We start from the raw sequence: 26,080 nt of genomic DNA on the forward strand, positions 1-26,080 counted from the left end.
GCGACTCTTCTCCTATGGGTGCAGTACGGTGAACAACTCCTTGCACGACGCCGACAGCGCGCCGTCGACCACCAGCTTGCGCGCGGCCTCGATGTCGGGCGCGAAGAAGCGGTCGGCATCGTAGGGGGCGACCTGCTGGCGCAGCTGGGCATGCACCGATTCCAGCGTCCCGGAGCTCTTCAAAGGACGGTGGAATTCGATTCCCTGGCCGGCCGCCAGCAGCTCGATCCCGACGATGACCGCCGTATTGTGCGCCATCTGGTCGAGACGGCGCGCAGCGAAGGTCGCCATGCTGACGTGGTCTTCCTGGTTGGCCGACGTCGGCAGGCTGTCGACGCTGGCCGGATGGGCCAGCGACTTGTTTTCGGAAGCCAGCGCGGCGGCGGTCACGTGGGCGATCATGAAGCCGGAATTCAGCCCCGGCTCACGCACCAGGAAGGCCGGCAGGCCGGACAGGTTGGCGTCGATCAGCAGCGCGATGCGGCGCTCGGCCAGCGCGCCGATCTCGGCGATCGCCAGCGCCAGCGTGTCGGCGGCGAAGGCCACCGGCTCGGCGTGGAAGTTGCCTCCAGAGATGATTTCACCGCCCTCGAACAGCAGCGGATTGTCGGTCACGGCATTCGCCTCGATCAGCAGGGTGCGGCCGGCATTGGCGATCAGGTCCATCACGGCGCCCATCACCTGCGGCTGGCAGCGCAGGCTGTACGGGTCCTGCACCCGCTCGTCGCCCACCAGATGCGAGGCGCGGATCGCGCTGCCGGCCACCAGTTCGCGGTAGATCTTCGCCGCCGCGATCTGTCCCGGCTGGCCGCGCACCGCGTGGATGCGCGGATCGAACGGCGCATCGCTGCCGCGCGCCGCATCGACCGACAGCGAGCCGGTGACCATCGCCGCCTCCAGCAGGCGTTCGGCCATGAACAGGCCGTGCAGCGCCAGCGCGGTCGAGACTTGCGTGCCGTTGATCAGGGCCAGGCCCTCTTTCGCCGCCAGCGTCACTGGTTCAATGCCGGCCGCGCGCAATGCGTCCGCGGCGTCCACCAGCACGCCGTTGTGGCGCACCTGGCCCACGCCCAGCATTGCCAGCGTCATATGGGCCAGCGGCGCCAGGTCGCCCGAAGCGCCGACCGAACCCTGGCAGGGAATGGCCGGCATGATGTTGGCGTTGTACAGGGCGACCAGGGTCTCGACGATCACCGGACGCACGCCCGAATAGCCGCGCGCCAGGCTGCCGATCTTGGTCAGCAAGATCAGGCGCACGATGCTGTCCGAGAGAAGCTCACCGGTGCCGACCGCATGCGACAGGATCAGGTTGCGCTGCAGGGTGGCCAGCTGCTCGATCGGGATGTGGGCCTTGGCCAGGATGCCGAAGCCGGTGTTGATGCCATAGGCCGGGTCGCCCTTGGCGACGATGGCGTCGACGGTGGCGGCGGAGGCCGCGATGTCGTCCCAGGCCCTGGTGGCCAGGTCCAGCAGCTGGTGGCCGGCCCAGACGGCGCGCAGGTCGGCCAGGCGCAATTCGCCGGGTTGCAGGGTGAGACTGTGGTTCGTGTCGTTCATATCGGTTGCTTACTTGATCATTGGGAGGTTCAGGCCATTGCGCTTGGCGCAGTCGATGGCGCTCTCATAGCCGGCGTCGGCGTGCCGCATCACGCCCGAGGCGCTGTCGTTCACCAGCACCCGCGCCAGGCGCCTGGCCGCGGCCTCGGTGCCGTCGGCCACGATCACCACGCCGGAATGCTGCGAGTAACCCATGCCCACGCCGCCGCCATGGTGCAGCGAGACCCAGGTGGCGCCGCCGGCCGTGTTCAGCAAGGCGTTCAGCAGCGGCCAGTCGGACACCGCATCGGTGCCGTCGCGCATGGCCTCGGTCTCGCGATTCGGGCTGGCCACCGAGCCGGTGTCGAGGTGGTCGCGGCCGATCACCACCGGCGCCTTCAGCTCGCCCGTGCGCACCATCTCGTTGAAGGCCAGGCCGGCCAGATGGCGCTCGCCCAGGCCCAGCCAGCAGATCCGCGCCGGCAGGCCCTGGAAGGCGATCCGTTCACGCGCCATGTCGAGCCAGCGATGCACCCGCGCGTCGTGCGGGAACAGTTCCTTGATCTTGGCGTCGGTCTTATAGATGTCTTCCGGGTCGCCCGACAGCGCCACCCAGCGGAACGGGCCGCGGCCCTCGCAGAACTGCGGGCGGATATAGGCCGGCACGAAGCCCGGGAAGTCGAAGGCATCCCGCACGCCCTCGTCCTTCGCCACCTGGCGGATATTGTTGCCGTAGTCGACGGCATGGGCGCCGAGCGCCTTGAAGTCGAGGATGGCGCGCACGTGGATGGCGCACGATGCCGCCGCTTCCGCCTTGAGGCGCGCATGCTGCGCAGGGTCCTGCTGCGCCGCCTTCCATTGTTCGACACTCCAGCCGATCGGCAGGTAGCCGTTGATCAGGTCATGGGCCGAGGTCTGGTCGGTGACCAGGTCCGGCACCAGGCCGCCCTCTTTCGCCCGGCGCACCAGTTCCGGCAGCACCTCGGCCGCATTGCCGAGCAGGCCGATCGAGACGGCTTCGCGCGCGTCCTTGTGCTGGCGGATCATGGCGAGCGCTTCGTCGATGTCGCGCGCCTGCTTGTCCAGGTAGCGGGTACGCAGGCGGAAATCGATGCTGCTCTGCTGGCATTCGACGGTCAGCGAGACGGCGCCGGCGAAGGTCGCGGCCAGCGGCTGGGCGCCGCCCATGCCGCCCAGGCCCGCGGTCAATACCCAGCGACCGGCCATGTCGCCGCCGAAGTGCTGGCGGCCCGCCTCGGCGAAGGTTTCGTAGGTGCCCTGTACGATGCCCTGGGTGCCGATATAGATCCAGCTGCCGGCCGTCATCTGGCCGTACATGAACAGGCCCTTGCGATCGAGTTCGTTGAAGTGCTCCCAGTCGGCCCATTTCGGCACCAGGTTCGAGTTCGCCAGCAGCACGCGCGGCGCATCCGGGTGGGTCTGGAACACGCCGACCGGCTTGCCGGACTGGATCAGGAGGGTCTGGTCGTCCTCGAGCGCGCGCAGCGAGGCCAGGATCTGGTCATAGCACTCCCAGTTGCGGGCGGCGCGACCGATGCCGCCATAGACCACCAGATGCTGCGGGTTTTCCGCGACCTCGGCGTCGAGGTTGTTCTGGATCATGCGGTAGGCGGCTTCGGTCAGCCAGCCCTTGCAGCTGAGCTCGCTGCCGCGCGGGGCCTGGATCACCCGGGTCGGGTCGAAACGTGGATCGGCGAGATGGCGGGAATCTTGAGACATGGCGGCTCCTTCGGTCGGTGACACGGCGCGCGCCAGCGGCGCGCACCGTAAAGCTGCTCTGAAGTCTAGGTTGTCTATACAACCTCGTCAAATCATTTTTTGAAGACCTGGCGGCCCGCTACCCACGTCTCCAACACGCCGGTCTTGTAAATGTCGTAGGTCGGCATGCGGAACAGGTCCTGGTCGATCACGATGAAGTCGGCCTGCTTGCCCGGCTCCAGCGAACCCAGGTCTTTCTCCTGGTGCCCGGCGTAAGCGGCATCCAGCGTGAAGCAGCGGAAGGCTTCCTTGAGCGACATCGCCTGGTTCGGATACCAGCCGGCCACCGGCTGCCCCTGCGCATCCTGGCGCGTGACGGCCGCATGGATGCCGAAGAACGGGTTCGGCGACTCGACCGGGAAATCCGAACCGCAGGCGATGCGCGAACCCTGGTGCAGGAAGCTGCGCCACGCGTAGGCGCCCTTGATGCGATCGGGTCCGATGCGGGTCTCGGCCATGTTCTTGTCCGACGTCGCATGGGTCGGCTGCATCGACGGGATGATGTCCAGCGTCTTGAAGCGCGGGATGTCGGAAGGAAGCACGACCTGTGCGTGCTCGATACGGTGGCGTTGCGCGGCGCTGCCCGTCGCCTTCAGCTCTTTCTGATAGATGTCGAGGATCTGCTTGTTGCCCGCGTCGCCGATCGCGTGGACGTTGACCTGATAGCCCTTGCGCATCGCCTTGGCCATCATCGCGTCCATCTGCGCGGTTTTATAGAACAACAGGCCGTGCGAATGCGATTCGTCGCTGTACGGCTTGATCAGGGCGGCGCCGCGGCTGCCCAGGGCGCCGTCCGAATACAGTTTTACCGAACGCAGCGCATACATGCCGTTGCCGTAGTCCTTCAGCGGGCCCTTGGCGGCCAGCTGGTCGAAGTCCTTGTCGGTGCCGGCGATCATGCCGTACACGCGGGTGGTCAGCTTGCCCCCATCGGCATAGGCGCGGTACAGGCGGTCCTGGACCACGTCGACGCCGGCGTCGTGCATGCTGGTCAGACCGACGCGCGCCAGCTCGGCCAGCGCGCGGTCCAGCATGACGCGACCCTCGGCCTCGGTCTGCTGTGGCAGCACCTTGGTCAGCAATTCCTGGGCGGTGTCGACCAGCACGCCGGTCGCCTCGCCATTGGCGTCGCGCACGATCTTGCCGCCGACCGGGTCCGGCGTCGAGTTCGTGATGCCGGCCAGCGCCAGCCCGCGGCTATTGGTCCAGCCGGCATGGCCGTCGACCCGCTCCAGCCATACCGGGCGGTCGCTCACGACGCCGTCGAGTTCCCTGGCCGTCGGGAAGCGGCCCAGCTTCCAGTTCTCCTGGTTCCAGCCGCGGCCGCGGATCCAGGCGTGATCCGCATTCGCGCGCGCGTAGTCGCCGATCGATTTCAGGGCGCCGTCGAGCGAGGTGCTGTGGAACAGGTCGAGCTGGGTCAGTTGCTGGCCCAGGCCGAACACGTGGCCATGGGCGTCGATCAGGCCCGGCAGCAGGGTGCGCCCACCCATGTCGACGCGCTTCGCGTTCGGCGCCTTGGCGGCGACGTCGGCACCGCTGCCGACGGCGATGATGCGGCCCTTGTCGTCGAAGGCGATCGACGTGAACTGGACCAGCTCACCCTTCCCGTTCAGGGTATAGCCGTTGGCGTTGTCGATCAGGGTGTCGGCATGTGCCGACAGGCTGCCGAGGGCAGCCAGGACGAATAGGGAACACTGCAGGGAAATCTGGCGCGCGCGCATGCTTTTTCTTCTCTCCGATAGATATGTTTCCGCGCTTCGTGGGCACGGTTCGGAGAGTGTACTGCATGCGCCGCCGGGGACCCGGCGGTGGTGGACTAGGTCGCGTCGTGAAAGATGATCCCCAAGGTATGGCGCAGGCCCTGCCGCACGCGGCTGACGCCATGCCGCATCGCCACCCGGTAGACGCCGCGCGTGCCCTGCACCGGCCGCTGGTTGACGGCGAAGACGACGGCGTCGCCCTTTTGGAGGCTCACGACTTCGGCGCGCGACTGCATGCGCGGCCGCTGCTCGGTGAGCACGAACTCGCCGCCATCGAAATCCTCGCCGGGCCGCGACAGCAGCACCGCCACCTGCAGCGGAAACACCTGTTCGCCATACAGGTCCTGGTGCAGGCAGTTGTAGTCGCCGGCGCGGTAGCGCAGCAGCAGCGGCGTCGGACGCAGCTGGCCGGCCCCGTGGCATTGCGCCAGGAAGTCGGCGTGGCCGCTTGGGAAGCGCACGTCCAGCCCGAGCGCCGCCTGCCAGCGGTTGGCGATGCCCGCCAGCGGCGGGTACAGGCTGGCGCGGAGCAGGGCCAGCGGCTCCGGCAGCGGATAGCCGAAATACTGGTATTCGCCGCGGCCGAACCCATGGCGCTCCATTACCACCCGGCTGCGAAAGCGCTGCGGCTCGTCGTAGGCCGCAATGAAGCGCGCGCAATGGCGCGCATCGAGCAGGCCCGGAATCACGGCGCAGCCGGCGTCGTCGAGCTGGGCTGCGATGTCATTCCAATCGACGATCACTGATCCGCCTCGCGATCGAGCAAGGCGCGCTTGCGCTCGATCCCCCAGCGATAGCCGGACAGCGCGCCGCCGGTACGCACCACGCGGTGGCAGGGAATCGCCACTGCCACAGGATTGGCGGCGCAGGCGCCGGCCACTGCGCGCGCGCCATCGGGCAGGCCGACCCGTTCGGCCAGTTCGGCATAGGTCACGGTCTGGCCCGAGGGAATCGCGCGCAAGGCTTGCCACACGCGCTGCTGGAAAGCGGTGCCGCGCACGTCGAGCGGCAGGTCGAGGCCGATGCGCGGCTCCTCGACCAGGCCGATCACCAGCGCCACGGTGCGCTCGAAGCCATCTTCGGCGCCGCGCAGCTCGGCCTTGGGAAAGCGCGCCTGCAGGTCTTCCACCAGCGGTTCCGGTTGGTCGCCGATCAGGATCGCGCAGATGCCGCGTTCGGTGGCCGCGACCAGGATCGCGCCCAGCGAACATTCGGCCACGGCGAAGCGGATCGTCTCGCCCTGCCCGCCGGCGCGGTAGTTCGACGGCTGCATGCCCAGCACCTCGTTCGACGCCGCGTAGAAGCGCCCGCTGGAGCCATAGCCGGCGCCGTACAGGGCGTCGGTGACCAATGCGCCCCCCTCCAGTTCCTGGCGCACCCGGGCGCCGCGCCTGGCCGCCGCATAGGCCTTGGGCGTGATCCCGGTCTGGGCCTTGAACACGCGGTGGAAGTGGAAGCGGCTCATGCCGGCGGCCTGGGCCAGGGTATCCAGGTCGGGCTCCTCCTCCGATTCCTCGATCAGGCGGCAGGCGCGCGCCACCGCCTCGCGCTGGCGCTCGGCCAGTGGCGGCAGGTGCGGCGCGCAGCGCAGGCAGGGCCGGAAGCCCGCCGCCTCGGCCGCCTGGCTGCTGGCGTGAAAAGCGACGTTGGCGCGCTTCGCGCCGCGCGACGGGCACGAGGGCCGGCAATAGACGCCGGTGGTGCGCACCGAATAATAAAAACTGCCGTCGGCGCCGGCGTCGCGCCGCTGTACGGCGTCCCAGCGCATGGCGTCGATGTCGTCCCTATCCGTTGTCGTCATGATGGTCTCCTCCTTCAGCAATAGCGACATCTTGAAGCCGCCGCCGCCGGGCCGCACTCCGGGTCTTGCTTTCGAATCCCGATGCTAGAATCGGGCGTGGCCGCAAAGGCCAGGCATTCGGAGATTGAGTTTGGAAGCACAGACCGCGCAAGAGAGCATGCAGGAAAAGTCGCCCATTTTCCAGCAGATCAAGGATTACCTGGTTGGCGAAATCGCCTCCGGCCGTTGGAAAGAGGGCGAGCTGGTGCCGTCGGAGCAGGCGCTGGTGCGCCAGTTCGGCGTCTCGCGCATGACCGTCAACCGCGCCGTGCGCGAACTCACCGCCGAGCAGGTGCTGGTGCGGCGCCAGGGCTCGGGCACCTATGTCGCCCCCCAGAAATACCAGGGCACCCTGGTCGAGATCCGCAATATCGCCGACGAGATCCGTGCGCGCGGCAAGCTGCACGCCAGCCGCGTGCTGGCGCTGGAAGCAAGAAACGCCGACGACACGCTGGCCGCCGAGTTCGACCTGGAGCCGGGCGCCACCCTGTTCCACTCGCTGATCGTCCACCTCGAGAACGAGGCGCCGGTCCAGCTCGAGGACCGCTGGGTCAACCCGGCCTGCGCCCCGGCCTACCTGGAGCAGGATTTTTCGCGCATCACGCCCAACGAGCACCTGATGGCGAGCGCGCCGCTGCAGGGGGCCACCTATACGATAGAGGCTCTGCCGGCGCCTACGGCAGAGGCGAGCCTGCTGGCGGTCGAGGCCGGCGCCCCATGCCTGGTGCTGCACCGGCGCACGACCTCGGCCGGCCGGGTGGCGTCGGTGGCCACCATGTGGCATCCGGGACACCTGGCGCGCTTCACCGGTAGTGTTTAATAAAAAAATACGGATCGGACAACCCTGCTTTCCAGTTTTTCGCGATAATGGCCGTCGATCTACCCATTTCAGATAATGACGCACATGCCTCCCGACGCCGCCGCCGATTCGCCTTCCGCGCTAATGCGCGTGCTGGTGCTCGACGACGACCACCTGCTATTGGAGGTCATGCGCGAGATGCTGGCGGCTTGCGGGCCGTGCGAGATCGCCCTCGAACTCGATGCGCGCCAGGCCCTGGCCCGGCTCGACGAAGCCATGCCCGACGTCCTGATCTGCGACCTGGTGCTGCCCGAGATGGACGGCATCGAGTTCCTGCAGGCCGCGGCCAGCCTTGGCTACGCCGGCAAGGTGATCCTGCTGTCGGCCCTGGAAGACGAGGTGCGCGAGGCGGCGGCCGACCTGGCGCGCGCCCTCGGACTGCGGGTAGTCGGCTCCTTCCGCAAGCCGCTCGCGCCCGAGCAATTGCGTGATGCGCTGGAATGTTGAGATTTTGTACAAAGCCCTGAACACTGTTTAAAAAAATGGGGTATTATTCGCCTCATTCCCCGCCTGACACCCTCTAGCCGTTCTTCCAATATTGAAATTCGCACACAGTGCCTCCACCATTGTGTAGCAGCAATATTTGGCAAGGTAGTACACACGGTAGCCGGTCGAGACGTCCCGCATGACTTGTCTCAAGGCGTTAATAACGATTCTTACCTCACATTGAGGAAACCATGAGCGAAAACATCAAACACATCAGCGATGCATCCTTCGAAGCCGACGTGCTCAAGTCCGAGCAGCCGGTGCTGGTCGATTTCTGGGCCGAGTGGTGCGGTCCTTGCAAGATGATTGCCCCGATCCTGGAAGAAGTAGCCAAGGAATACGCAGGCAAGATCACGATCGCCAAGATGGACGTCGACGCGAACCAGGCCGTACCGGCCCAGTTCGGCATCCGTGGCATCCCGACCCTGATCCTGTTCAAGAACGGCCAGGTCGCAGCCCAGAAAGTCGGCGCCGTCGCCAAGGGTCCGCTGACCGCTTTCATCGACAGCAACATCTGATCCAAGTAATATAGCGGCGACGGCGCGCCCGCGCAGTCGCCACGCAGTCACAATATTGGCCGGGAGTCACCCTCCCGCCTCGATTAACCCACGCAGTCCCCTCCCCTACCATATTCACCCGTCACGGGTCACCCACACACATGCATTTATCTGAACTGAAGGCGATGCACGTTTCCGCGCTGCTGGAAATGGCAATCGGCCTCGACATCGACAACGCAGCCCGCCTGCGCAAACAGGAACTGATGTTCGCGATCCTGAAGAAGCGCGCCAAGCAAGGCGAGCAGATCTTCGGCGACGGCGCCCTCGAAGTGCTGCCGGACGGTTTCGGTTTCCTGCGCTCGCCGGACGCGAGCTATATGGCTTCGACCGACGACATCTATATCTCGCCGTCGCAGATCCGTCGTTTCAACTTGCATACGGGTGACTCGATCGAAGGTGAAGTGCGTACGCCGAAAGACGGCGAGCGTTACTTCGCGCTGGTCAAGGTCGACAAGGTCAATGGCGAATCGCCGGAAGCCTCGAAGCATCGCATCCTGTTCGAGAACCTGACCCCGCTGCACCCGCAGGAACCGCTGCGCCTGGAGCGCGACATGAACGGCGCCGAGAACATCACCGGCCGCATCGTCGACCTGATCTCGCCGATCGGCAAGGGCCAGCGCGGCCTGCTGGTGGCGTCGCCGAAGTCCGGCAAATCGGTCATGCTGCAGCACATCGCACATGCGATCACCGCGAACCACCCCGACGTGACCCTGATCGTCCTGCTGATCGACGAACGTCCGGAAGAAGTGACCGAGATGCAGCGTTCGGTGCGCGGCGAAGTCGTCGCCTCGACCTTCGACGAGCCGGCCACCCGCCACGTGCAGGTCGCCGAGATGGTGCTGGAAAAAGCCAAGCGCCTGGTCGAAATGAAAAAGGACGTGGTCATCCTGCTGGACTCGATCACCCGCCTGGCGCGCGCCTACAACACCGTGATCCCGGCCTCGGGCAAGGTGCTGACCGGTGGTGTCGACGCCAACGCGCTGCAGCGTCCGAAGCGCTTCTTCGGCGCCGCCCGTAACGTCGAGGAAGGCGGCTCGCTGACCATCGTCGCGACCGCACTGATCGAGACCGGCTCGCGCATGGACGATGTGATCTACGAAGAATTCAAGGGCACCGGCAATATGGAGGTGCACCTGGAGCGCCGCCTGGCCGAGAAGCGTGTTTATCCGGCGATCAACCTGAACAAATCGGGCACCCGTCGCGAAGAACTGCTGATCAAGCCCGACCAGCTGCAGAAAATCTGGATCCTGCGCAAGCTGCTGTACTCGATGGACGAGATCGAGGCGATGGAGTTCATCCTCGACAAGATGCGCGCGACCAAGAACAATGTCGAGTTCTTCGACATGATGCGCCGCGGCGGCTGATCCGCCCCGATGCACCGCGTGCAGAGGCAGCCTTCGGGCTGCCTTTTTATTTGGCATTGCCTGGCGCCGGAAACCGTTTTATAATCTTCGGTTCAGTCCAACCCCTGGCAAGTGATCGGCAATCGGGTCAAGAAGCTGTTCGACCGACGAAGTGCTGTTTGGCTACCAACTCAATAGAAAGCAGAACCATGAAGACCGATACCCATCCAGATTACCGCGAAGTCGTCTTCCACGACCTGTCGTGCGACTTCAAATTCGTGACCCGTTCGACCATCAACACCCGCGAAACGATCACCCACGAAGGTAAAGAATACCCACTGGTCAAGATCGAGGTGTCCGCTGAATCGCACCCGTTCTTCACCGGCAAGCACAAGATCGTCGACACCGCTGGCCGCGTCGAGAAGTTCCGCCAGAAGTTCGGTTCGGTCGGCTCGAAGACCTCGGTCGCCAACGGCTAATTGCCGCAGTAGAATCTTCGAAGCCTCCGGGCTTCGCCAAAGAAGCCGCCTCAGCGGCTTCTTTTTTTTCGCAGCTATACTACGCAGTTATTCCATCCATCCGATTTGCCGATGAAACCAGTCCGTCTTCCCGCCGCCGCCACCCTGGCGCTGCCCCGCTGGGCCCTGCTCGCGCTGGGCATGCTGTACATCCTGCCCGGCATTATCGGCCGCGATCTGTGGAAGGAAGACGCGGGCAGCTTCGGCATCATGTGGACCATGGCGCACGGCGGCCTGGATGACTGGCTGTACCCGAACATCGCCGGCCTGGCCAGCGTCGACGAGGGCCCGCTGGCCTTCTGGCTGGGCGCCATCTGCATCAAGCTGTTCGGCTGGATCCTGGGCGACGTGCTGGCCGCGCGCGTCTCGACCATCGGCATCTTCGCGCTGGGCACGATGTCGCTGTGGTACACCGCCTTCCACCTCGGACGACGCGCCGAGGCGCAGCCGCTGCGCCTGGCCTTCGGCGGCCAGCCCGAACCCGACGACTACGGCCGCACGCTGGGCGACACCGCGGTCCTGATCTACCTCGGCAGCCTGGGCCTGCTGCTGCAAAGCCACCTGACCCTGGCCGCCACCCTGCAGGGCGCGCTGCTCGCCTACTTCCTGTACCGCGCGGTGCGCTACGTCGAGCACACCAGCACCCGCAACGCGGTGCTGGTCGGCCTCGCCCTGGGCGCCCTGACCCTGACCCAGGGCTTCCTGCCGCCGCTGGTGCTGATCGTGGCCCTGTTCGCCTGCACCCGCTACCTCGACATGCCGGCGGGCCAGGCGCTGCGCCACCTGCTCGTGGCGGCCGGCGTCGGCCTCGGCCTGACCCTGGTGTGGATCCTGCCCGCCGTCGTCGTGCAGCCGTTCGGCCTGCCGCCGGTGGCCGACTGGCTGGCCTGGAACGCGCAGCAATTCGGCGTGCCTGGCTGGGTTGCGGTCAAGACTTTCTTCCGCACCGGCGTCTGGTTCTTCTGGCCGGCCTGGCCATTCGCGATCTGGGCGGTTTGGGCCTGGCGCCGCCAGCAGCAGATGCTGCACATCGTGCTGCCGGTGTTCTTCTTCCTGGCCCTGGTGCTGCAGCTGCTGTGCGACCCGGTGCCGGAGAACAGCGACTTCCTCAAGATGCTGCCGCCGCTGGCCTTGATGGCCGCCTTCGGCCTGCCGACCATGAAGCGCGGCGCGATCAACGCCATCGACTGGTTCTCGGTGATGGTGCTGACCATGCTGGGCGCCACCATCTGGTTGTTCTGGATCGCCAAGCTGACCGGCTGGCCGGCCCAGCTGGCCAAGAACGCGCTCAAGCTGGTGCCCGGTTTCACGCCGGAAATCGGCATCGTCACCTTCACCGTGGCGGCGGCCGCCAGCGTGGGCTGGGTCGTGCTGGTGCACTGGCGCCTGTCGCGCCAGCCATCGGTGCTGTGGCGCGCGGTGGTGCTGTCGTCCGGCGGCCTGATCCTGCTATGGGTGCTCCTGATGACCCTGTTCCTGCCTGACCTGAACTACGGCAAGAGCTACGCCGGCGTGGCCCAGCAGATCGCGGCGCGCCTGCCGGCCGACACCGACTGCATCGAGACCAATGTCGGCCCGGCCCAGCGCGCCTCGCTGGCCTATTACGGACGCCTGCCCTTCGTCACCCTGGCCGGCGGCAAGTGCGACTACGTGCTGCTGCAGGACAGCCTGCGCAACCGCAACGACCGCGCGCTGCTGCGCAAATGGGGCGTGCGCAACACGATCCCGCTGTGGGAAGGCCGGCGCGCCTCCGACCGCGACGAGCGCTTCAGGCTGTTCCGCCGCACTCAATAAGGTGCAACTCGACAAGCCGCATACCATGCGGCTTGTTTCTTTATGAGGCTTGTAAGCAACGATATTCACCTGTGCGCGGCAAGTGTTGCCAATATGAGAACCTAATCGCAAAGAATGCGTGTTTGCGTGGAGTCAAGCACCGGCCTGGTGCCGCTCGTCACAATGGGCGAGTCAATGCAGATCAACTACCAGGCTGAATGGGGTGTTGCGTCAGTTTAATTACAGGCCAACATGGACCGTTGCACGAGATGCTGCGAGGGAGAGATCACCATGAAGAGTGTGACGTTGTCAGAGATAGAGCGCGTCCGGGAGCGGCCCGGATTCCTGCGGCGCATCGACACCTGGCGCCAGTCCCTGCCCTGGGCGCTGACGCTGCTGGGCGGCCTGCCGCTGCTGGTGCTAACGCTGCACCTGATCGATCCCGGCACCCCGCTGCCCTACCTGGTACTGCCGGCCATCGTGGGCGGCCTGCTGCCGATCTATATGCTCGGGCCCGGCCGCTTCGAGATGCGCACCCGCTTCGATGCCCACTACATGATCAACACGCTCGACGAAGCGCTCGGCGCGCTGGGCTACCGGCGTACTGCGGCAGACAGCACCAGCATCCGTTACTTCCGTCCACGGCCCTGGCTGCGCGGGCAAGAAGGCGCGATCAATGTCGCGGTGCGCGAGCACGTGCTGGAGATAGTCGGGCCGGTGGGGAGCTTGCGGTTGTTGCAGCATCGGATTGCGCGCTGAGCAGGTGAATAGAGCCTGGGCGGCTTGCACGGCGCCGATGCCGAGTTGTGCCATTTCTTGCACACACTGGTCAGTTGTGCGTTCCATGTGCTAAGATGCGCGCCTGCTATTGGGCCTCTGTGGCGGAATTGGTAGACGCACTTGACTCAAAATCAAGCGCCGTAAGGCGTGCCGGTTCGATTCCGGCCGGAGGCACCAACAAAACCCAACGCAGCACACCGGATTTTCCCACTTCTCTAGTTAAAACAACGACTTAGGAAGCGCAGGGAGCGAAATGATGCTCCACACGATCCCGCTTTTTCCCGTTTTATCTCCTCATCCATTACGCGCGTTTTACGTGATAATTACGCGCGCATCTACTCAACAGGGGGAAAGGCGTGGCGAACTATTCAAAGGTTAAAACTGGCTGGCGCGCGCAGGTTGCGGTCCAAGGCGTCCGCGAGTCGCGAACGTTCTCGACGAAAGCCGAGGCAGTAGCGTAGGCGACGGCCCGCGAAACCGAGATCCGAATTGGCAAGGCAACTGGCATACAGGCAGGAAAAACGGTCGGCGATGCATTCGATTGATATGAAAAGGAAGTGTCCACTGGGAAGCGAGGGCACCGGCTCGAAGCGCTGCGGCTCGCAGCGATCGGCGACTGGAAGCTCAAAGACGCGCCGTTTCGCGATATGCAGTTCCGGGACATCCGCCTCGTCGACGCGACCTCAGAAGTGCTCGGCAATGGCGAGACCACCGGCTTAACGTCGACAAGGTCACTGGCTCAACGGCCAACCGAGAGCTGAACCTGCTATCGAATGTCTTTACAGTGGCAGCCAAGGAATGGAAGTGGATTGCAGCCAGTCCGACCACAGACGTACGTCGACCGAAGGAATCGAAGCCGCGCGACCGACTGTACACCGATGACGAGATCGAGCGCATCTGCTTCGCGTTGGGTTTCGACCTAGGCGACGAGCAACGGGCCGAGACTGTTAGCCAGCGCGTCGCCGTAGCGTTCCTATTCGCGATCGAGACAGCCATGCGGGCTGGCGAGATCTGCGGACTTATTCCGCGCGATATATCCGGCCGCGTGGCCACGCTGGCCGAAACCAAGAACGGCGCCAAGCGGAAAGTTCCGCTGACAAAGCGAGCGGTCGAGCGGCTCCAGCTGCTGCCTGCGCCGGACGAAGGCGGCACCATATTCGATGTCTCGAGCAAGTCGCTCGATGCTCTATTTCGCAAGGCGAAGGCGCGGGCCGCGATCGACGACGCCACGTTTCACGACACTCGCCACTTCGCAATCACCAAGCTAGCGAAGAAACTGCACGTGCTCGACTTAGCGCGTATGGTAGGGTACCGCGACCTCAAGCAACTACAGGTGTACTATAACGAGTCTGCCGAAGAGATAGCCACTCGGCTCGACTAAGCAGGCACTGGTCCTGCATGAGTGAGACATGAGCGAAAACAAGGGAGTTTGGAGCAAGGCCACGCCAGCCCCCGATCCAAGACCAAGCAGATTTGTGTTGACAAACGTTGACCTTGTACCACAATTAATCTGTTATGATCACGCACAAAATCTTACCTAACCTGCGCTAACCATGACCTTCACCAATTCACCGTCCCTGTCGTCGGTCAATTATGTACTGAAATTTTCGACACTCGACCGCTCGGTGCGCTTTAAACAAGCTCAAGTTGAAGCGGCCTTTTCCGGCTTTTTCAAAGGACAGTCACAGCAGACTAATGTCCCTGATACTGTCGACCCAAACCAACCGCGAATAGTTTTTGGTGATGAAACCAAGACTCTTGCCGTGTCCCAAGTTGGCTGTCAGTTATCCATGAGCTTCTCTGAATCTGATATTTCGATTGCCAGGCAGCTAGAAGTGAGTAAAAAGAATGTGATTGAATTTTGTGACAGGGCGAATAGGGCTTTCGGCGACGTGATAACCAGCCAAAGCGGCTTGGTAATGGAAATCACGTTCCCTAGCAAAGCTTCCTCACAAGAGTTACATCAATACATCGCTGAAAAATTCTATAGCGGGCCCAAAGTGGGCGAAGTTGCCTCATCGAATGTAACGATCGGATTCAAAATTAAAGATTTGTTCTTGAATTTCACTGCCGGAGTATTCGAGATAAGACGGTTCGAATTCCAAACACCTCAAGCACTAGCAAATACATATATTGATGTTGAGAGCATGCCTGTCACCGAACATGGGCTTGCATTTAAAATCGATGTAAATGACCGCCCCCGCCAGCAACTCAATGGGCCTAACCTAACACCACCAATTGAACTCATACAAGTTATCGATGATTTCATTAAAAATGATTTTTCGAACTTCAGCGGTTTAAAATTAACGGAAAACTGACGTGAAAAACGGCCCTCTTTCGTTGCTATCGATAGACAACACATCGACTAGCACTCCTCTTTCGATAAACAATCCTCATAGCCTTTTCCGATCTTCGAGCGATACCATTACCAGAACGATTGTTGACAATGCCACAAAGGCAAAGCTCACAGTTACGTGGCCAACATCCGAGGTGAACGAGCAGATCGACTGGTACTTAAGATATAAGTCAACCAGCGATGTTGAGGTATTGAAGAAGTACGCCAAGTGGCAACGGAAGTATATCGATTATCAAGCAACTTACGCCGCGCTTTTGCTTGGAGCAATTTCGGAAGAAGATTTTGAGAAAGATGCAGAGCAATATGCTCCCGACATAAAAGATTTGCCACTCGAAAGCATTATCCCTGAGATTGCACAACTCGAAAGCCTTCTTGATTTTGATTTGCGAACGCAAGAACTAGCTGATTATTTTGAGGCGGAGCCGAATACGATCAACCAAGCTCTTGAACAAGTCTACACTTATTTACAGCTCAAAGATAAGAAGATCAAATCAACCGAAGCGCTAACTGGCAAAAACGAGTAACTATGGCTAATGCGGCAAGTACTGGTAGTTCGGTAGAAGGCGAAAAAATGGATTTAGCTACACGTCAGTTTTTTGCCCTCCCACCTCGTCGTTGCAAACGAACTAAAAAAATGCAATACCCGTTTAGCCTATCAATTTTCGGCAGCGCGGAAATTAGCGAAGCATATGAAGAACCCGAGATCCAGGCCCATCTTTCCACTTCAATGGTAGCTATCGGCGACAAGGTGCATGGAACGTCTGTCTCCGGATGGGCCTCAAAATTACTAAAAGAACCTTATGTAACTAAGACTACACACACGCATAGTGCGAGTGTCTTGTCCGTTAAAGGCGGCTGCTTCGCGCAGGTTGATGCGCCGCCTCGGGAGCACCTTGAGAGCGCGGATATTCAAAAACGCAATCCTGCTGTCCAGCAGATAGAAAATCCGCTGCTACGGCTCCCAGAAAAATGAATATGTAATCGCCAATTCTCCGTGATCAATCGCGAGATTGCCGAACTCGCGAACATCAAGATTGAAGTGTTAGCTCTAACAGTCGATCATGGCACGCAGCCTATGTCGAACGATGAAGAGCCAGTACAGCTGGCTCTTCTTTTTGTGCAGACGTCTGCACTAACTAGAGGCCGCTCCGAAGACCTAGAACAGGCCGGCTGGCTCCACCGCACGGTCCCAGCTGTAGATGATGACCTCCGCGCGCTCAACGCCCTTCCCGCCGCCAACCGTATAGTTGATCGGCACTGTGTCCATCTGGAAGTCCGCGAACACGCGACGAATCTCGGGATGATCGTTCAGGCTCACGATCGCCTTCCCCTTCAGGCGCTTCATCAGGGCCGCCATCTTCTCGTACTCCTCGAGTCCGAAGTCGACGCCGTACCCTTCGGTCTCCCAATATGGCGGATCAAGGTAGAAGAGCGTGTGGGGGCGGTCGTACCGCTCCATCAGCTTGTGCCAGTCCATGTTCTCGATGTAGGCGCCAGACAGCCGCAGATGAGCCGCGGACAAGTTCTCTTCGATCCTCAACAAGTTGATCGGCGGCGTGGTCGTCGCCGTGCCCCAGGTCTGCCCTTGCACCTTGCCGCCGAACGCATGATGCTGCAGATAGAAGAACCTCACGGCGCGCTGGATGTCCGTGAGCGTGTCTGGTGGCGTCTCCTGATGCCACTTGAAGACTAATTATCCAGCTGGCTACAAGATTCCGATCAGGTCACTCAACTATCCGGACCACCGATCTTTAGCAAGGCATAGGTTATCAGACCAAGTACTAATCATTCGGCACCATCCTTTCCAAACAATCGAGCAATTAGGGTCGAGATTGCCTTGGAAGTTAAGAACATCTTAGCCACGTCAGAATGCCCGATGACAGACAGGGCAACTATGGCGAACACAATGATCGCTAGGATTTTGGTAGTCTGACTCTCGGCAGTAAAGGCGAGTGACCAGAAACATACGACGGTTAGGTATCCAATAAGATCAGCGCGGCGCAACTCAGGCGAAGGTGATGGTCTTGGTGTGTGCTGAGGCGGGGGGACAGACGGAGACTGCGGAGGTACGATGCCGCCAGCTGCGGTGCTTGGCGAACGCGTGAGATTGGTGCTTTGGTTTTTCTGCGGGCGCCGCTTTTTTGGGCGAGTGCGGTGAGGCCCCTCCCCATCCCCGTCACTGTCGCCACCGCCGCTATCTCCGCCAGTTGACTTTGCGCTCTTCTTACTTCCAGAAGTTCGTCCAAAGCCGTTTGCACCTGTCTTGTTACGACTAGTCGGCCGGGCATGTAACACGGTCGCCATCTGACGTCGGACACGATCAAAGATTTCCATCGCCTGCTGAACTCGCTCAATCTCGAGAACGCGCTGTCGTGCACTCTGAAGGATTTTCACCGTGGCAGACAATTCGTTCAACTCCACGATCTTACGAATACGCTCTACCTCTTGGACCTGCGTAGCCACCTTGCGGAGACGTTCCATCTCTTCAATTTGCTCGAGTTGACGTCGAAGAAGCATGGTCGCATCAAGTGCGGGCTGATGGCGTTCAATAGCCGCGCACTCACGCATCATACTTATCTGATATGGTGATATTGTTAAGTTCATGTTGACCTCAAACATTGGTTATTGCCACATGGCGCTTATGATTCTAGCTCGATTTTTGAAGAGCTCATCAGCTTTTTCATCGTCGGCCGCTTGTGATAGCCTGCCAGACGTCAGCGCTTACAACGTCAAATGACCAGCGACCAGTATATGAAGCCCAGAAAAGACATTCCTTGGCGGAGCCGGCAGAACAAAACTCAGCCACAAAATGATCCTTCTGTCGATAGAAAACACTGGTTTCGAAAGATTTTTACGGTCGGACGCGTGGTTGGAGGAATGATCGTAGTGTCGATAGCCTGGGTTCTTCTCAACGGAATCACTGCGCTTGAAAACGCAGAACATTTGCCAACTGCATATGTCAAAACTCGCGACTCCCTTCTATCGTGGCATTACGACGACGCGTCATGGACGGGAGTCTGGTCCAACAATCCTGAGGGCTATACTGATTCGGAAGACGTAACACTATCAGCCGTCGACGTCTATCTTCAAATCCACACTGCACAAGGCACTGTAGACGGTACAATTGCAACACAGGAACTTTGTAGACGGCTGCCGTTTGCTATGGACGGTGTTCTGTTCAAAGGCAAAGTTAGTGGCAACATGGTCCACGGCTTAGCCTATGACTTCATCGGCGGAAAGCGCGTCAACTTAGCCTTTGTTTCTATCTTGCAAGATTCAGAAGATCCATCAATTTTGACAGTGCAAGTAACTGACAACGCAAACGACGCTTTCCCTTCACAAGCTCGCATTCGAAGAGACTTTAACAAAAGGCCGATGGACGTGAAGGCGCTCGGAAACCCATACTGCGCACCCATTCGTTATCCTAACAGCATCAAGGACACAAAAAAACGTAGACCAATTGCCGAGTTGCAGCATACATTGCCGCCTGCGCCGCCGCCATGAACAATTCGGCACGATTAGAAGTCAAGCATAAACTCTGCCATATGCAAATGCAGTTACGCGAAAATTACGCGCTTAGTTTTCAAGTTACTGATTTAATTGGCTTTTGGATTCCGGCCGGAGCACCACCCAATAAAACTTGAAACCCGCATCCCTCACCGGACCAGCGGGTTTTTTTATTATCCAGCCCGCCCCGTGGCACAGGATGCAGCTCCTTGACCCCCGCCCGCGACATACCCTAATGTAGCGCCATGAGCACGCTCCCTCCCAGCGACGACGTCCGCCAGATCGTCGACCAGGCCATGCAGGCCGCACACCACGAAACCGAGGCGGGCAACCTCGAGCAGGCGCTCGCCCTGTACGGGGCCGTACTGGAGCTCCAACCCGGCCACGCCGGCGCCCACCATGCCGTGGGTGTGCTGGCCAGCCGCGCCGGGGATGCGGAGACGGCGATGCCGCATTTCGCCGCCGCCCTGGAAGCCGACCCCGGCCAGGAAACCCACTGGCTGTCCTATCTCGCCGCCCTGATCGAGACGCGCCAGTTCGCCGCCGCCACGGATCTGCTCCAGCTCGGCCGGACCCACGGCCTGCAAGGTCCGACGATCGACGACATCGAACGGCAGCTGGCCAGCTCGGGCGCGCCCGACAGCGCCGAGATCGACGCCTCCGCCGCCCTGTTCGCCCAGGGTCGCAGCGAGGAAGCGGAGAGCGCCGCGCGTTCGCTGGTCGAGCGCTTCCCCCAACACGCTTTCGGCTGGAAATTATTGGGTGGCGTCTACCACCGGCGCGGCGACGCGCAAGCGGCCCTGAATGCCATGGCGATGTCGGCCAGGTTCGACCCCGACGATGCCGAGACGCTCAGCAACCTGGGCATGCTCCTGATGCGCGCCAACCGGCTGGACGAATCGGAGAACGTGCTGCGGCGCGCCCTCGCGCTGCGGCACGAGAACGCGGACGCCCACAACCACCTGGCCATGACCCTGGCGGAGCGGGGACGGCTGTCAGAGGCGCAGGCCAGCATCGACGCGGCGCTGGCGCTCGACCCGCATCATGACAATGCAGCCATCACGCAGGCGCTGATCCTGCAGAACCGGGGCCGGCCGGCCGAGGCAGTGGCCGTCTATCGCGACTTATTGGCGCGGACCCCGGAAAACACCGATGCCCACAGCAATATGCTGTTCTGCCTGAGCGAAATGCCCGGCCTCACGCCGGGCGCGCTGTTCGCCGAGCATCGGGCATACGGCAGCCTGATCGAACAGAGGACCCCGCCCCCCGCTCCCCTGGACAACACGCCGGAGCCGGAGCGGCGCCTGCGCATCGGCTTCGTGTCGGGCGACCTGCGCAACCACGCGGTCGCCTCCTTCATCGAACCGGTCTTCGAGCGCCTCGGGCAGCGTCCCGGGCTGGCGCTGCATGCCTACTACAACCATACCCTGCATGACGCGGTCACCGAGCGCCTGCGTGGCCACCTGCCCCATTGGCGCGACGTCGCCGCGCTCGACGACGACGAACTGGAGCGGCTGGTGCGCGCCGACGGCATCGATATCCTGATCGACCTGTCGGGCCACTCCGCCTTCAACCGGCTGCCCGCGTTCGCGCGCCGGCTGGCGCCGGTGCAGGCATCCTGGATCGGCTATCCCGGCACCACCGGCCTGGCGGCGATGGATTACTACCTGGCCGACCGCAAATTCCTGCCGCACGGACAGTACGACCACCTGTTCACGGAGAAACTGGTGCAGTTGCCGCTGTCGCTCCCCTTCGAGCCGGTGACCAGCGCGCCCGACGTCGGCCCGCTGCCCGCCCTGGCCAACGGCTACGTCACGTTCGGCAGCTTCAACCGCCTCAGCAAGTTCAACGGCGAAGTGATCCGGGCCTGGGGGCTGCTGATGCGCGCGTTGCCCGATGCGCGGCTGCTGGTGGGCGGCATGCCGGAACGGCACGACCATGCGGAAGTGCGCGCCTGGCTGGAGCACGAAGGCATTGCCGCGCACCGGGTCGACTTCCATGGCCGCATCGTGCTGCACGATTACCTGAAGCTGCACCAGCAGGTCGACCTGTGCCTCGACACCTTCCCCTATCCGGGCGGCACCACGACCATGCATGCCGGCTGGATGGGCGTCCCGACCCTGACGCTGGACGCAGGTACCGTGACCGGGCGGCAAACCGCCTGCTTCCTCGAGCATTGCGGGCTGCACCATTTCGTCGCGCACAGCGTCGACGATTTCGTCGCCAGGGGCCTGGCCATCTGCGGCGACCTGCCGGCGCTGGCGGCAGTGCGCGCCACGCTGCGCGAACGTTATGCGCTGCCCACGTCCGACACCATGACCCGGATTACCGACGGCGTCGACCATGCGCTGCGCCAGATGTGGCGCCGTTGGTGCCAGGGCCTGCCGCCAGCCAGCTTCGAGGGGACGCTGCCGGCGGCCCCTGTCGACGCACCACATCAATCGGCTTGATTATGTTAGCGGGCGTGGTTACGAAACCACGCCCGCACCAAAAAGGTCGCTTGGAAGCTACATAAGTTCGCTAAAAATCCAGTAAATCCAGTAATCGCTGTATTTCCCCACGGGAAGATGTCATACTTCACGGTCATGTCCCAAGGATAAAACTCCGTTGTCCTGACCGCGAATTCATGTTGCAACTATTTAACGCCCCTGCCGACCCATCCATGCTGACCTATGGCGTCTACGAGCCACGCCTGGTCGTGCTGTCGGTGCTGGTAGCGATCTTTTCTTCCTGGATGAGCCTGCAAATCACGGGCCGCGCCAGCGCCAACCCCGCGCACCGCGCCATCGTGCTCGGCACCGGCAGCCTGGCGCTGGGCGCCGGCGTGTGGTCGATGCACTTCATCGGCATGCTCGCTTTCAACCTGTGCACGCCGGTCCATTATGACCACGGCATCACGCTGCTGTCGGCCCTGCCGAGCATCGGCGCGTCCCTGGTCGCGCTCAACCTGATTTCGCGCCCCAAGCTGCGCCTGGCGCATCTGCTGGTGGGCGGGGTGCTGGTCGGGGCGGGCATCGGCGCCATGCACTATACCGGCATGGCCGGCATGCGCATGCGTCTCGACCTTTATTATGATCCGGCCATGTTCGCGCTGTCGATCGTGGTCGCCGTGGTGCTGGCCACGCTGGCCCTGGGCGTGCGCCATGGCCTGTCGCGCTACAAGTCGATGACCGATTCGCGCCGCCTGCTGATCGCGGCGGTGGTGATGGGCTGCGCCATCGCCGGCATGCACTACACCGGGATGGCGGCCGCGCGCTTCGCCGGCGAGGTCGATCCGCTGGGCCTGAACGGTTCGAACAGCGATTTCCTGGCGCTGTCGATCACGGTCATCACGGTGGCGCTGTCGCTGGGCGTGGTCGCCGCCAACGGCCTGCTGCGCTACCGCGAGATGTACCTCGGGCTGGCGCGCAGCGAAGCCTGGATGCGCGCGCTGCTCACCACCACCGTCGACGGCGTCATCACCGTCGGGCGCGACGGCACCATCACCGAATTCAATGCCTCGGCCGAGCGCATCTTCGGCTGGCGCCGCGACGAGATCGTCGGCCGCAACATCAGCCTGCTGCTGGACGAAAAAGACCGCAAGGCCGAACGCGGCCTGCTGTACGTGCTGTCCCGGGGCAGCCTGGAAGGCGTCAACACCAGCACCGAGACCTTCGGCCTGCGCAAGGACGGCAGCCTGGTGCCGGTGCGCGGCGCGATGGGACACGCCAAGCTGGGCGACCAGGACATGTTCGTCTGCTTCGTCACCGACATCAGCGAGCGGCGCGCCATGGAAGGAGCGCTGCGCGACAGCGAACAGCAGTTCCGTTCCCTGATCGGCAACATCCCCGGCATCTCCTACCGCAGCAAGCTCGATGGCGACTGGCCGATGGTGTTCGTCAGCGAGGCCGTGGAGCGCGTCACCGGCTACCCGGCCGCCGATTTCCTGGGCGAGCCGCCGCGCCGCGTGTTCGGCGCCCTGATCCACGCCGAAGACCGCATCCGGGTGGCGAAGGCGACCGGCGCCGCGTTGCGCGAGGGCCGCCCCTACCTGGTGGAGTACCGCCTGCTGCATGCCGACGGCGGCGTGCGCTGGCTGTGGGAAAACGGCACCGCGGTGCGCAACGAGGCCGGCGAGGTGCAGTGGCTGGACGGCGTCATCCTCGACATTACCGAGCGCCGCCAGATGGAAGAAGCGCTGCGCGCCGCCAAGGAAACCGCCGAGCAGGCGGCTGCCGCGCGCGCGACCTTCGTGGCCAATATGAGCCACGAGATCCGCACCCCGATGAATTCGATCCTGGGCTTCACCGATGTGCTGCTGGACGGCGACCTGGACGTGGAGCAGCGGCGCCACCTGGACACCATCCGCAGCGCCGGCCGCGCCCTGCTGCGCCTGCTCAACGAGATCCTCGACACCGCCAAGCTCGAAAAAGGCGCGGTGGAGCTGGAGCAGAACGACTACAACCTGCTGTCCCTGATCGACGAACTGTCCTCGACCCTGGCCGCGAACGCGCGCGCCAAGGGCCTGCACCTGGACATCCAGTACGATCCGGCGCTGCCGACGGGCCTGCGCGGCGACGAGCTGCGCATGCGCCAGGTGCTGACCAACCTGCTGGACAATGCGATCAAGTTCACCGCCAAGGGCAGCGTCACGCTCAAGGTCGGCGCCGAAGGCGACCAGTTGTGCATCGCCGTGATCGACACCGGCATCGGCATCGCACCCGAGCGCCTGGCCGCCATCTTCGACCCGTTCACCCAGGCCGACGCCTCGATGACGCGCCGCTTCGGCGGCACGGGCCTGGGCACCACGATCAGCAAGCAGCTGGTCGAGCTGATGGGCGGCCGGATCTGGGCCGAGAGCGAGCTCGGACACGGCACCACCTTCCACGTGCGGGTGCCGCTGGTGCTGGCGCGCTTTGCGCAACAGGCGCCGCGCGTGCGCAGCGCCGCCGTGCTGCCGCCGCTGCGCGTGCTGGTGGCCGACGACGTGCCGCAGAACCTGGAACTGATGCAGCTCCTGATGACCCGCCGCGGCCACACCATGACCGCGGTGCGTGACGGCGCCGCCGTGGTCGAACTGGCGGCCGGCGGCGAATTCGACCTGGCGCTGATGGACTTCCAGATGCCGACCATGGACGGCCTGGCTGCCACCCGCGCGATCCGGGAACAAGAGGCCCGGGACGGACGCCAGCGCCTGCCGGTGATCGCGATGACGGCCAGCGTGCTGGCCGAACACCGCCAGGCCAGCATCGACGCCGGCATGGACGGTTTCGCCAGCAAGCCGGTGGACTGGTTCGCGCTGTCGCACGAGATCGCGCGCGTGCTCGGCCTGTCGGCCAGCGCGCCGGACGCGCTTGGGGCCGCCAATGCGCCGCGCGAAGTGCTGAACCGGCGTGCCGGCCTGCACCGCTGGAGCAACCGCGAGGACGCCTACGCCGAGGCGCTCGAGCACTTCGCCCGCCAGTACGCCGACCTGGGCCAGGCGCTGCGCCTGCACGCGGCCGGCGGCGAGCACCAGCAGCTGCGCATGGTCGCGCACAAGGTGCGCGGCGCGGCCGCCAACGTCGGTCTCGAACTGCTGGCCGATGCCCTGGCCGCGCTGGAGCACGCCACCAATGCGGTGCCGACCGATGCGCGCCAGGTGGCCAACACGCTGGTGGTGGCGAACAATGCGCTGGACGCCGCGCTCGAGGCGCTGAGCGCCGTGGCGCCGGCGCCGGCACCCGTGGCGCAAGGCAGCACGGTCGACCTGGCGCGCGCGCGGCGCGCCGGCGGCGTGCTGCTCGAGGCGCTGCGCCGCGGCGCCTTGAACGACGGCGCCATGGCCAGCCTGGCCGCGGCGCTGGCGGCGCATCCGGCCGCCACCCGCGTAACCCAGGTCCAGTCGGCGATCGCCGACTTCGATTTCGACCTCGCCCTCGGGCACCTGGAGGCCGTCATCGGCCTGCTGGGTGATGGGGCACTTGACGACGTTTGCACCGAATCTCCAGCATGAGCCAACCGAATACCCGCCCGCTGATCCTCGCGGTCGACGACGAAGCCAGCAATCTGCAGCTGCTGCGCCAGATCCTGCAGGACCACTACCGCCTGCTGTTCGCCAAGGACGGCGCGCGCGCGCTCGAACTGGCGCGCCAGGAGCATCCCGACCTGGTGCTGCTGGACGTGATGATGCCCGGGATGTCGGGCTACGAGGTGTGCGCCGCCCTCAAGGCGCATCCCGCCACCGCCTCGACCCCGGTGATTTTTGTTACCGCCCTGACCGAGACCGCCGACGAGGTCGAAGGCTTCGAGGCCGGCGCGGTCGACTACATCACCAAGCCGGTCAGCCCGCCGGTGGTGCGGGCGCGCGTGCGCACCCACCTGTCGCTGGTGCGGATGGAAGAACTGCGCGCCAGCCGCCTCGAGATCGTGCAGCGCCTGGGCCTGGCGGCCGAGTACAAGGACAACGAGACCGGCCTGCACGTGATCCGCATGAGCCACTTCTCGCGCATCCTCGGGATCGCGGCCGGCATGACGGAGATCGAAGCCGACGACCTGCTGCACGCCGCGCCGATGCACGACGTGGGCAAGATCGGCATCCCCGACCGCATCCTGCAGAAGCCGGGTCCGCTCGACGCCGACGAATGGAAGATCATGCAGAGCCACGTGACGATCGGCGCCGAGATCATCGGCGAGCACGACGGCGGCATGCTGTCGCTGGCGCGCCAGATCGCGCTGACCCACCACGAGAAATACGATGGCAGCGGCTATCCGAACGGCCTGGCCGGGGAAGACATTCCTTTGGTGGGCAGGATCGTGGCGATCGCCGACGTGTTCGACGCGCTGACCTCGGTGCGGCCGTACAAGAAGGCCTGGACCGAGGAAGAGGCGGTGAATTTCCTGCGCGAGCAAAAAGGCCGCCACTTCGACCCGCAGTTGGTGGACCTGTTCGCCGACCAGATGCCGGCGATCCGCGAGATCAGGCTGCGCTGGGCCGAGACGGCATGAAAGCCGGCTGCGCGCCC

The 26,080-nt window shown here is 63.4% G+C and carries 22 protein-coding genes, 1 tRNA gene and 1 pseudogene; 17 read left to right on the forward strand and 7 right to left on the reverse strand.

What is annotated here, in order from left to right; all coding sequences use genetic code 11:
* Positions 1-12 precede the first annotated feature (12 nt).
* The 5 genes from hutH to ada form a co-directional block, all read right to left on the reverse strand.
* Positions 13-1,557, reverse strand: a complete 1,545-nt coding sequence (hutH, locus tag J3U95_RS10725) for a histidine ammonia-lyase (RefSeq protein WP_208278598.1) — start codon at positions 1,555-1,557, stop codon at positions 13-15.
* A gap of 9 nt (positions 1,558-1,566) precedes the next feature.
* On the reverse strand, positions 1,567-3,276 hold the full coding sequence (gene hutU, locus J3U95_RS10730) for a urocanate hydratase (RefSeq protein WP_208278599.1): 1,710 nt from the start codon (positions 3,274-3,276) through the stop codon (positions 1,567-1,569).
* A gap of 92 nt (positions 3,277-3,368) precedes the next feature.
* Positions 3,369-5,039, reverse strand: coding sequence for an amidohydrolase (locus tag J3U95_RS10735; protein WP_208278600.1), 1,671 nt, complete (start codon positions 5,037-5,039; stop codon positions 3,369-3,371).
* Positions 5,040-5,134: 95 nt separating this feature from the next.
* Entirely contained in the window at positions 5,135-5,869 is a 735-nt protein-coding gene (locus J3U95_RS10740; RefSeq protein ID WP_229519770.1) for a 2OG-Fe(II) oxygenase, read from the reverse strand.
* On the reverse strand, positions 5,818-6,879 hold the full coding sequence (gene ada / locus J3U95_RS10745) for a bifunctional DNA-binding transcriptional regulator/O6-methylguanine-DNA methyltransferase Ada (protein ID WP_208278602.1): 1,062 nt from the start codon (positions 6,877-6,879) through the stop codon (positions 5,818-5,820). Before ada ends, J3U95_RS10740 begins: the two co-directional genes overlap by 52 nt.
* A 157-nt stretch (positions 6,880-7,036) precedes the next feature.
* Here ada and hutC point away from each other — a divergent pair, with 157 nt between their 5' ends.
* From hutC to J3U95_RS10805, 13 genes are all read left to right on the forward strand, one after another.
* On the forward strand, positions 7,037-7,738 hold the full coding sequence (hutC, locus tag J3U95_RS10750; protein WP_208278677.1) for a histidine utilization transcriptional repressor HutC: 702 nt from the start codon (positions 7,037-7,039) through the stop codon (positions 7,736-7,738).
* 84 nt (positions 7,739-7,822) lie between these two features.
* Positions 7,823-8,224: a response regulator gene (locus J3U95_RS10755; protein WP_208278603.1), complete on the forward strand. Its 402-nt coding sequence runs from the start codon at positions 7,823-7,825 to the stop codon at positions 8,222-8,224.
* Between the two features lie 230 nt (positions 8,225-8,454).
* Positions 8,455-8,781: a thioredoxin TrxA gene (gene trxA / locus J3U95_RS10760; protein ID WP_005665082.1), complete on the forward strand. Its 327-nt coding sequence runs from the start codon at positions 8,455-8,457 to the stop codon at positions 8,779-8,781.
* Between the two features lie 140 nt (positions 8,782-8,921).
* Complete coding sequence (gene rho / locus J3U95_RS10765; protein WP_109346182.1) at positions 8,922-10,184, forward strand: transcription termination factor Rho; 1,263 nt, start codon at positions 8,922-8,924, stop codon at positions 10,182-10,184.
* A gap of 188 nt (positions 10,185-10,372) precedes the next feature.
* Positions 10,373-10,642 carry a type B 50S ribosomal protein L31 gene (locus tag J3U95_RS10770; RefSeq protein WP_005665079.1) on the forward strand — a complete coding sequence of 90 codons (270 nt, stop codon included), beginning with the start codon at positions 10,373-10,375 and terminating at the stop codon, positions 10,640-10,642.
* Positions 10,643-10,753: 111 nt separating this feature from the next.
* Positions 10,754-12,475 carry an ArnT family glycosyltransferase gene (locus tag J3U95_RS10775; RefSeq protein WP_208278604.1) on the forward strand — a complete coding sequence of 574 codons (1,722 nt, stop codon included), beginning with the start codon at positions 10,754-10,756 and terminating at the stop codon, positions 12,473-12,475.
* A 270-nt stretch (positions 12,476-12,745) separates the two neighbouring features.
* Entirely contained in the window at positions 12,746-13,213 is a 468-nt protein-coding gene (locus tag J3U95_RS10780) for a hypothetical protein (RefSeq protein ID WP_208278605.1), read from the forward strand.
* A 113-nt stretch (positions 13,214-13,326) separates the two neighbouring features.
* Positions 13,327-13,411, forward strand: a tRNA-Leu gene (locus J3U95_RS10785).
* 380 nt (positions 13,412-13,791) lie between these two features.
* Complete coding sequence (locus J3U95_RS28320) at positions 13,792-13,995, forward strand: hypothetical protein (RefSeq protein ID WP_229519762.1); 204 nt, start codon at positions 13,792-13,794, stop codon at positions 13,993-13,995.
* A 23-nt stretch (positions 13,996-14,018) separates the two neighbouring features.
* Positions 14,019-14,615: a site-specific integrase gene (locus J3U95_RS28725; protein WP_370662059.1), complete on the forward strand. Its 597-nt coding sequence runs from the start codon at positions 14,019-14,021 to the stop codon at positions 14,613-14,615.
* Between the two features lie 172 nt (positions 14,616-14,787).
* On the forward strand, positions 14,788-15,552 hold the full coding sequence (locus J3U95_RS10795; protein ID WP_208278606.1) for a hypothetical protein: 765 nt from the start codon (positions 14,788-14,790) through the stop codon (positions 15,550-15,552).
* A gap of 172 nt (positions 15,553-15,724) precedes the next feature.
* Positions 15,725-16,114, forward strand: coding sequence for a hypothetical protein (locus J3U95_RS10800; RefSeq protein ID WP_208278607.1), 390 nt, complete (start codon positions 15,725-15,727; stop codon positions 16,112-16,114).
* A gap of 2 nt (positions 16,115-16,116) precedes the next feature.
* Positions 16,117-16,563 (forward strand): hypothetical protein, encoded by a 447-nt coding sequence (locus J3U95_RS10805; protein WP_208278608.1) that lies wholly within the window; start codon positions 16,117-16,119, stop codon positions 16,561-16,563.
* A 183-nt stretch (positions 16,564-16,746) separates the two neighbouring features.
* Here J3U95_RS10805 and J3U95_RS10810 read toward each other — a convergent pair.
* Positions 16,747-17,280: pseudogene (locus J3U95_RS10810) on the reverse strand (DNA adenine methylase); the annotation flags it as partial.
* A gap of 95 nt (positions 17,281-17,375) precedes the next feature.
* Positions 17,376-18,209, reverse strand: coding sequence for a hypothetical protein (locus J3U95_RS10815; RefSeq protein WP_208278609.1), 834 nt, complete (start codon positions 18,207-18,209; stop codon positions 17,376-17,378).
* Between the two features lie 114 nt (positions 18,210-18,323).
* Here J3U95_RS10815 and J3U95_RS10820 point away from each other — a divergent pair, with 114 nt between their 5' ends.
* The 4 genes from J3U95_RS10820 (at position 18,324) to J3U95_RS10835 (ending at position 26,063) form a co-directional block, all read left to right on the forward strand.
* Entirely contained in the window at positions 18,324-19,094 is a 771-nt protein-coding gene (locus tag J3U95_RS10820) for a hypothetical protein (RefSeq protein WP_208278610.1), read from the forward strand.
* A 248-nt stretch (positions 19,095-19,342) separates the two neighbouring features.
* A complete protein-coding gene (locus J3U95_RS10825; RefSeq protein WP_208278611.1) occupies positions 19,343-21,547 on the forward strand; it encodes an O-linked N-acetylglucosamine transferase, SPINDLY family protein in 2,205 nt (734 codons plus the stop codon).
* Positions 21,548-21,723: 176 nt separating this feature from the next.
* On the forward strand, positions 21,724-25,071 hold the full coding sequence (locus J3U95_RS10830; RefSeq protein WP_208278612.1) for an MHYT domain-containing protein: 3,348 nt from the start codon (positions 21,724-21,726) through the stop codon (positions 25,069-25,071).
* Entirely contained in the window at positions 25,068-26,063 is a 996-nt protein-coding gene (locus tag J3U95_RS10835) for a response regulator (RefSeq protein ID WP_208278613.1), read from the forward strand. The genes J3U95_RS10830 and J3U95_RS10835 overlap by 4 nt, the downstream gene beginning before the upstream one ends.
* Positions 26,064-26,080: the final 17 nt, after the last annotated feature.

The sequence above is a fragment of the Massilia oculi genome (assembly GCF_017582745.1).
GTDB lineage: Bacteria > Pseudomonadota > Gammaproteobacteria > Burkholderiales > Burkholderiaceae_D > Telluria > Telluria oculi_A.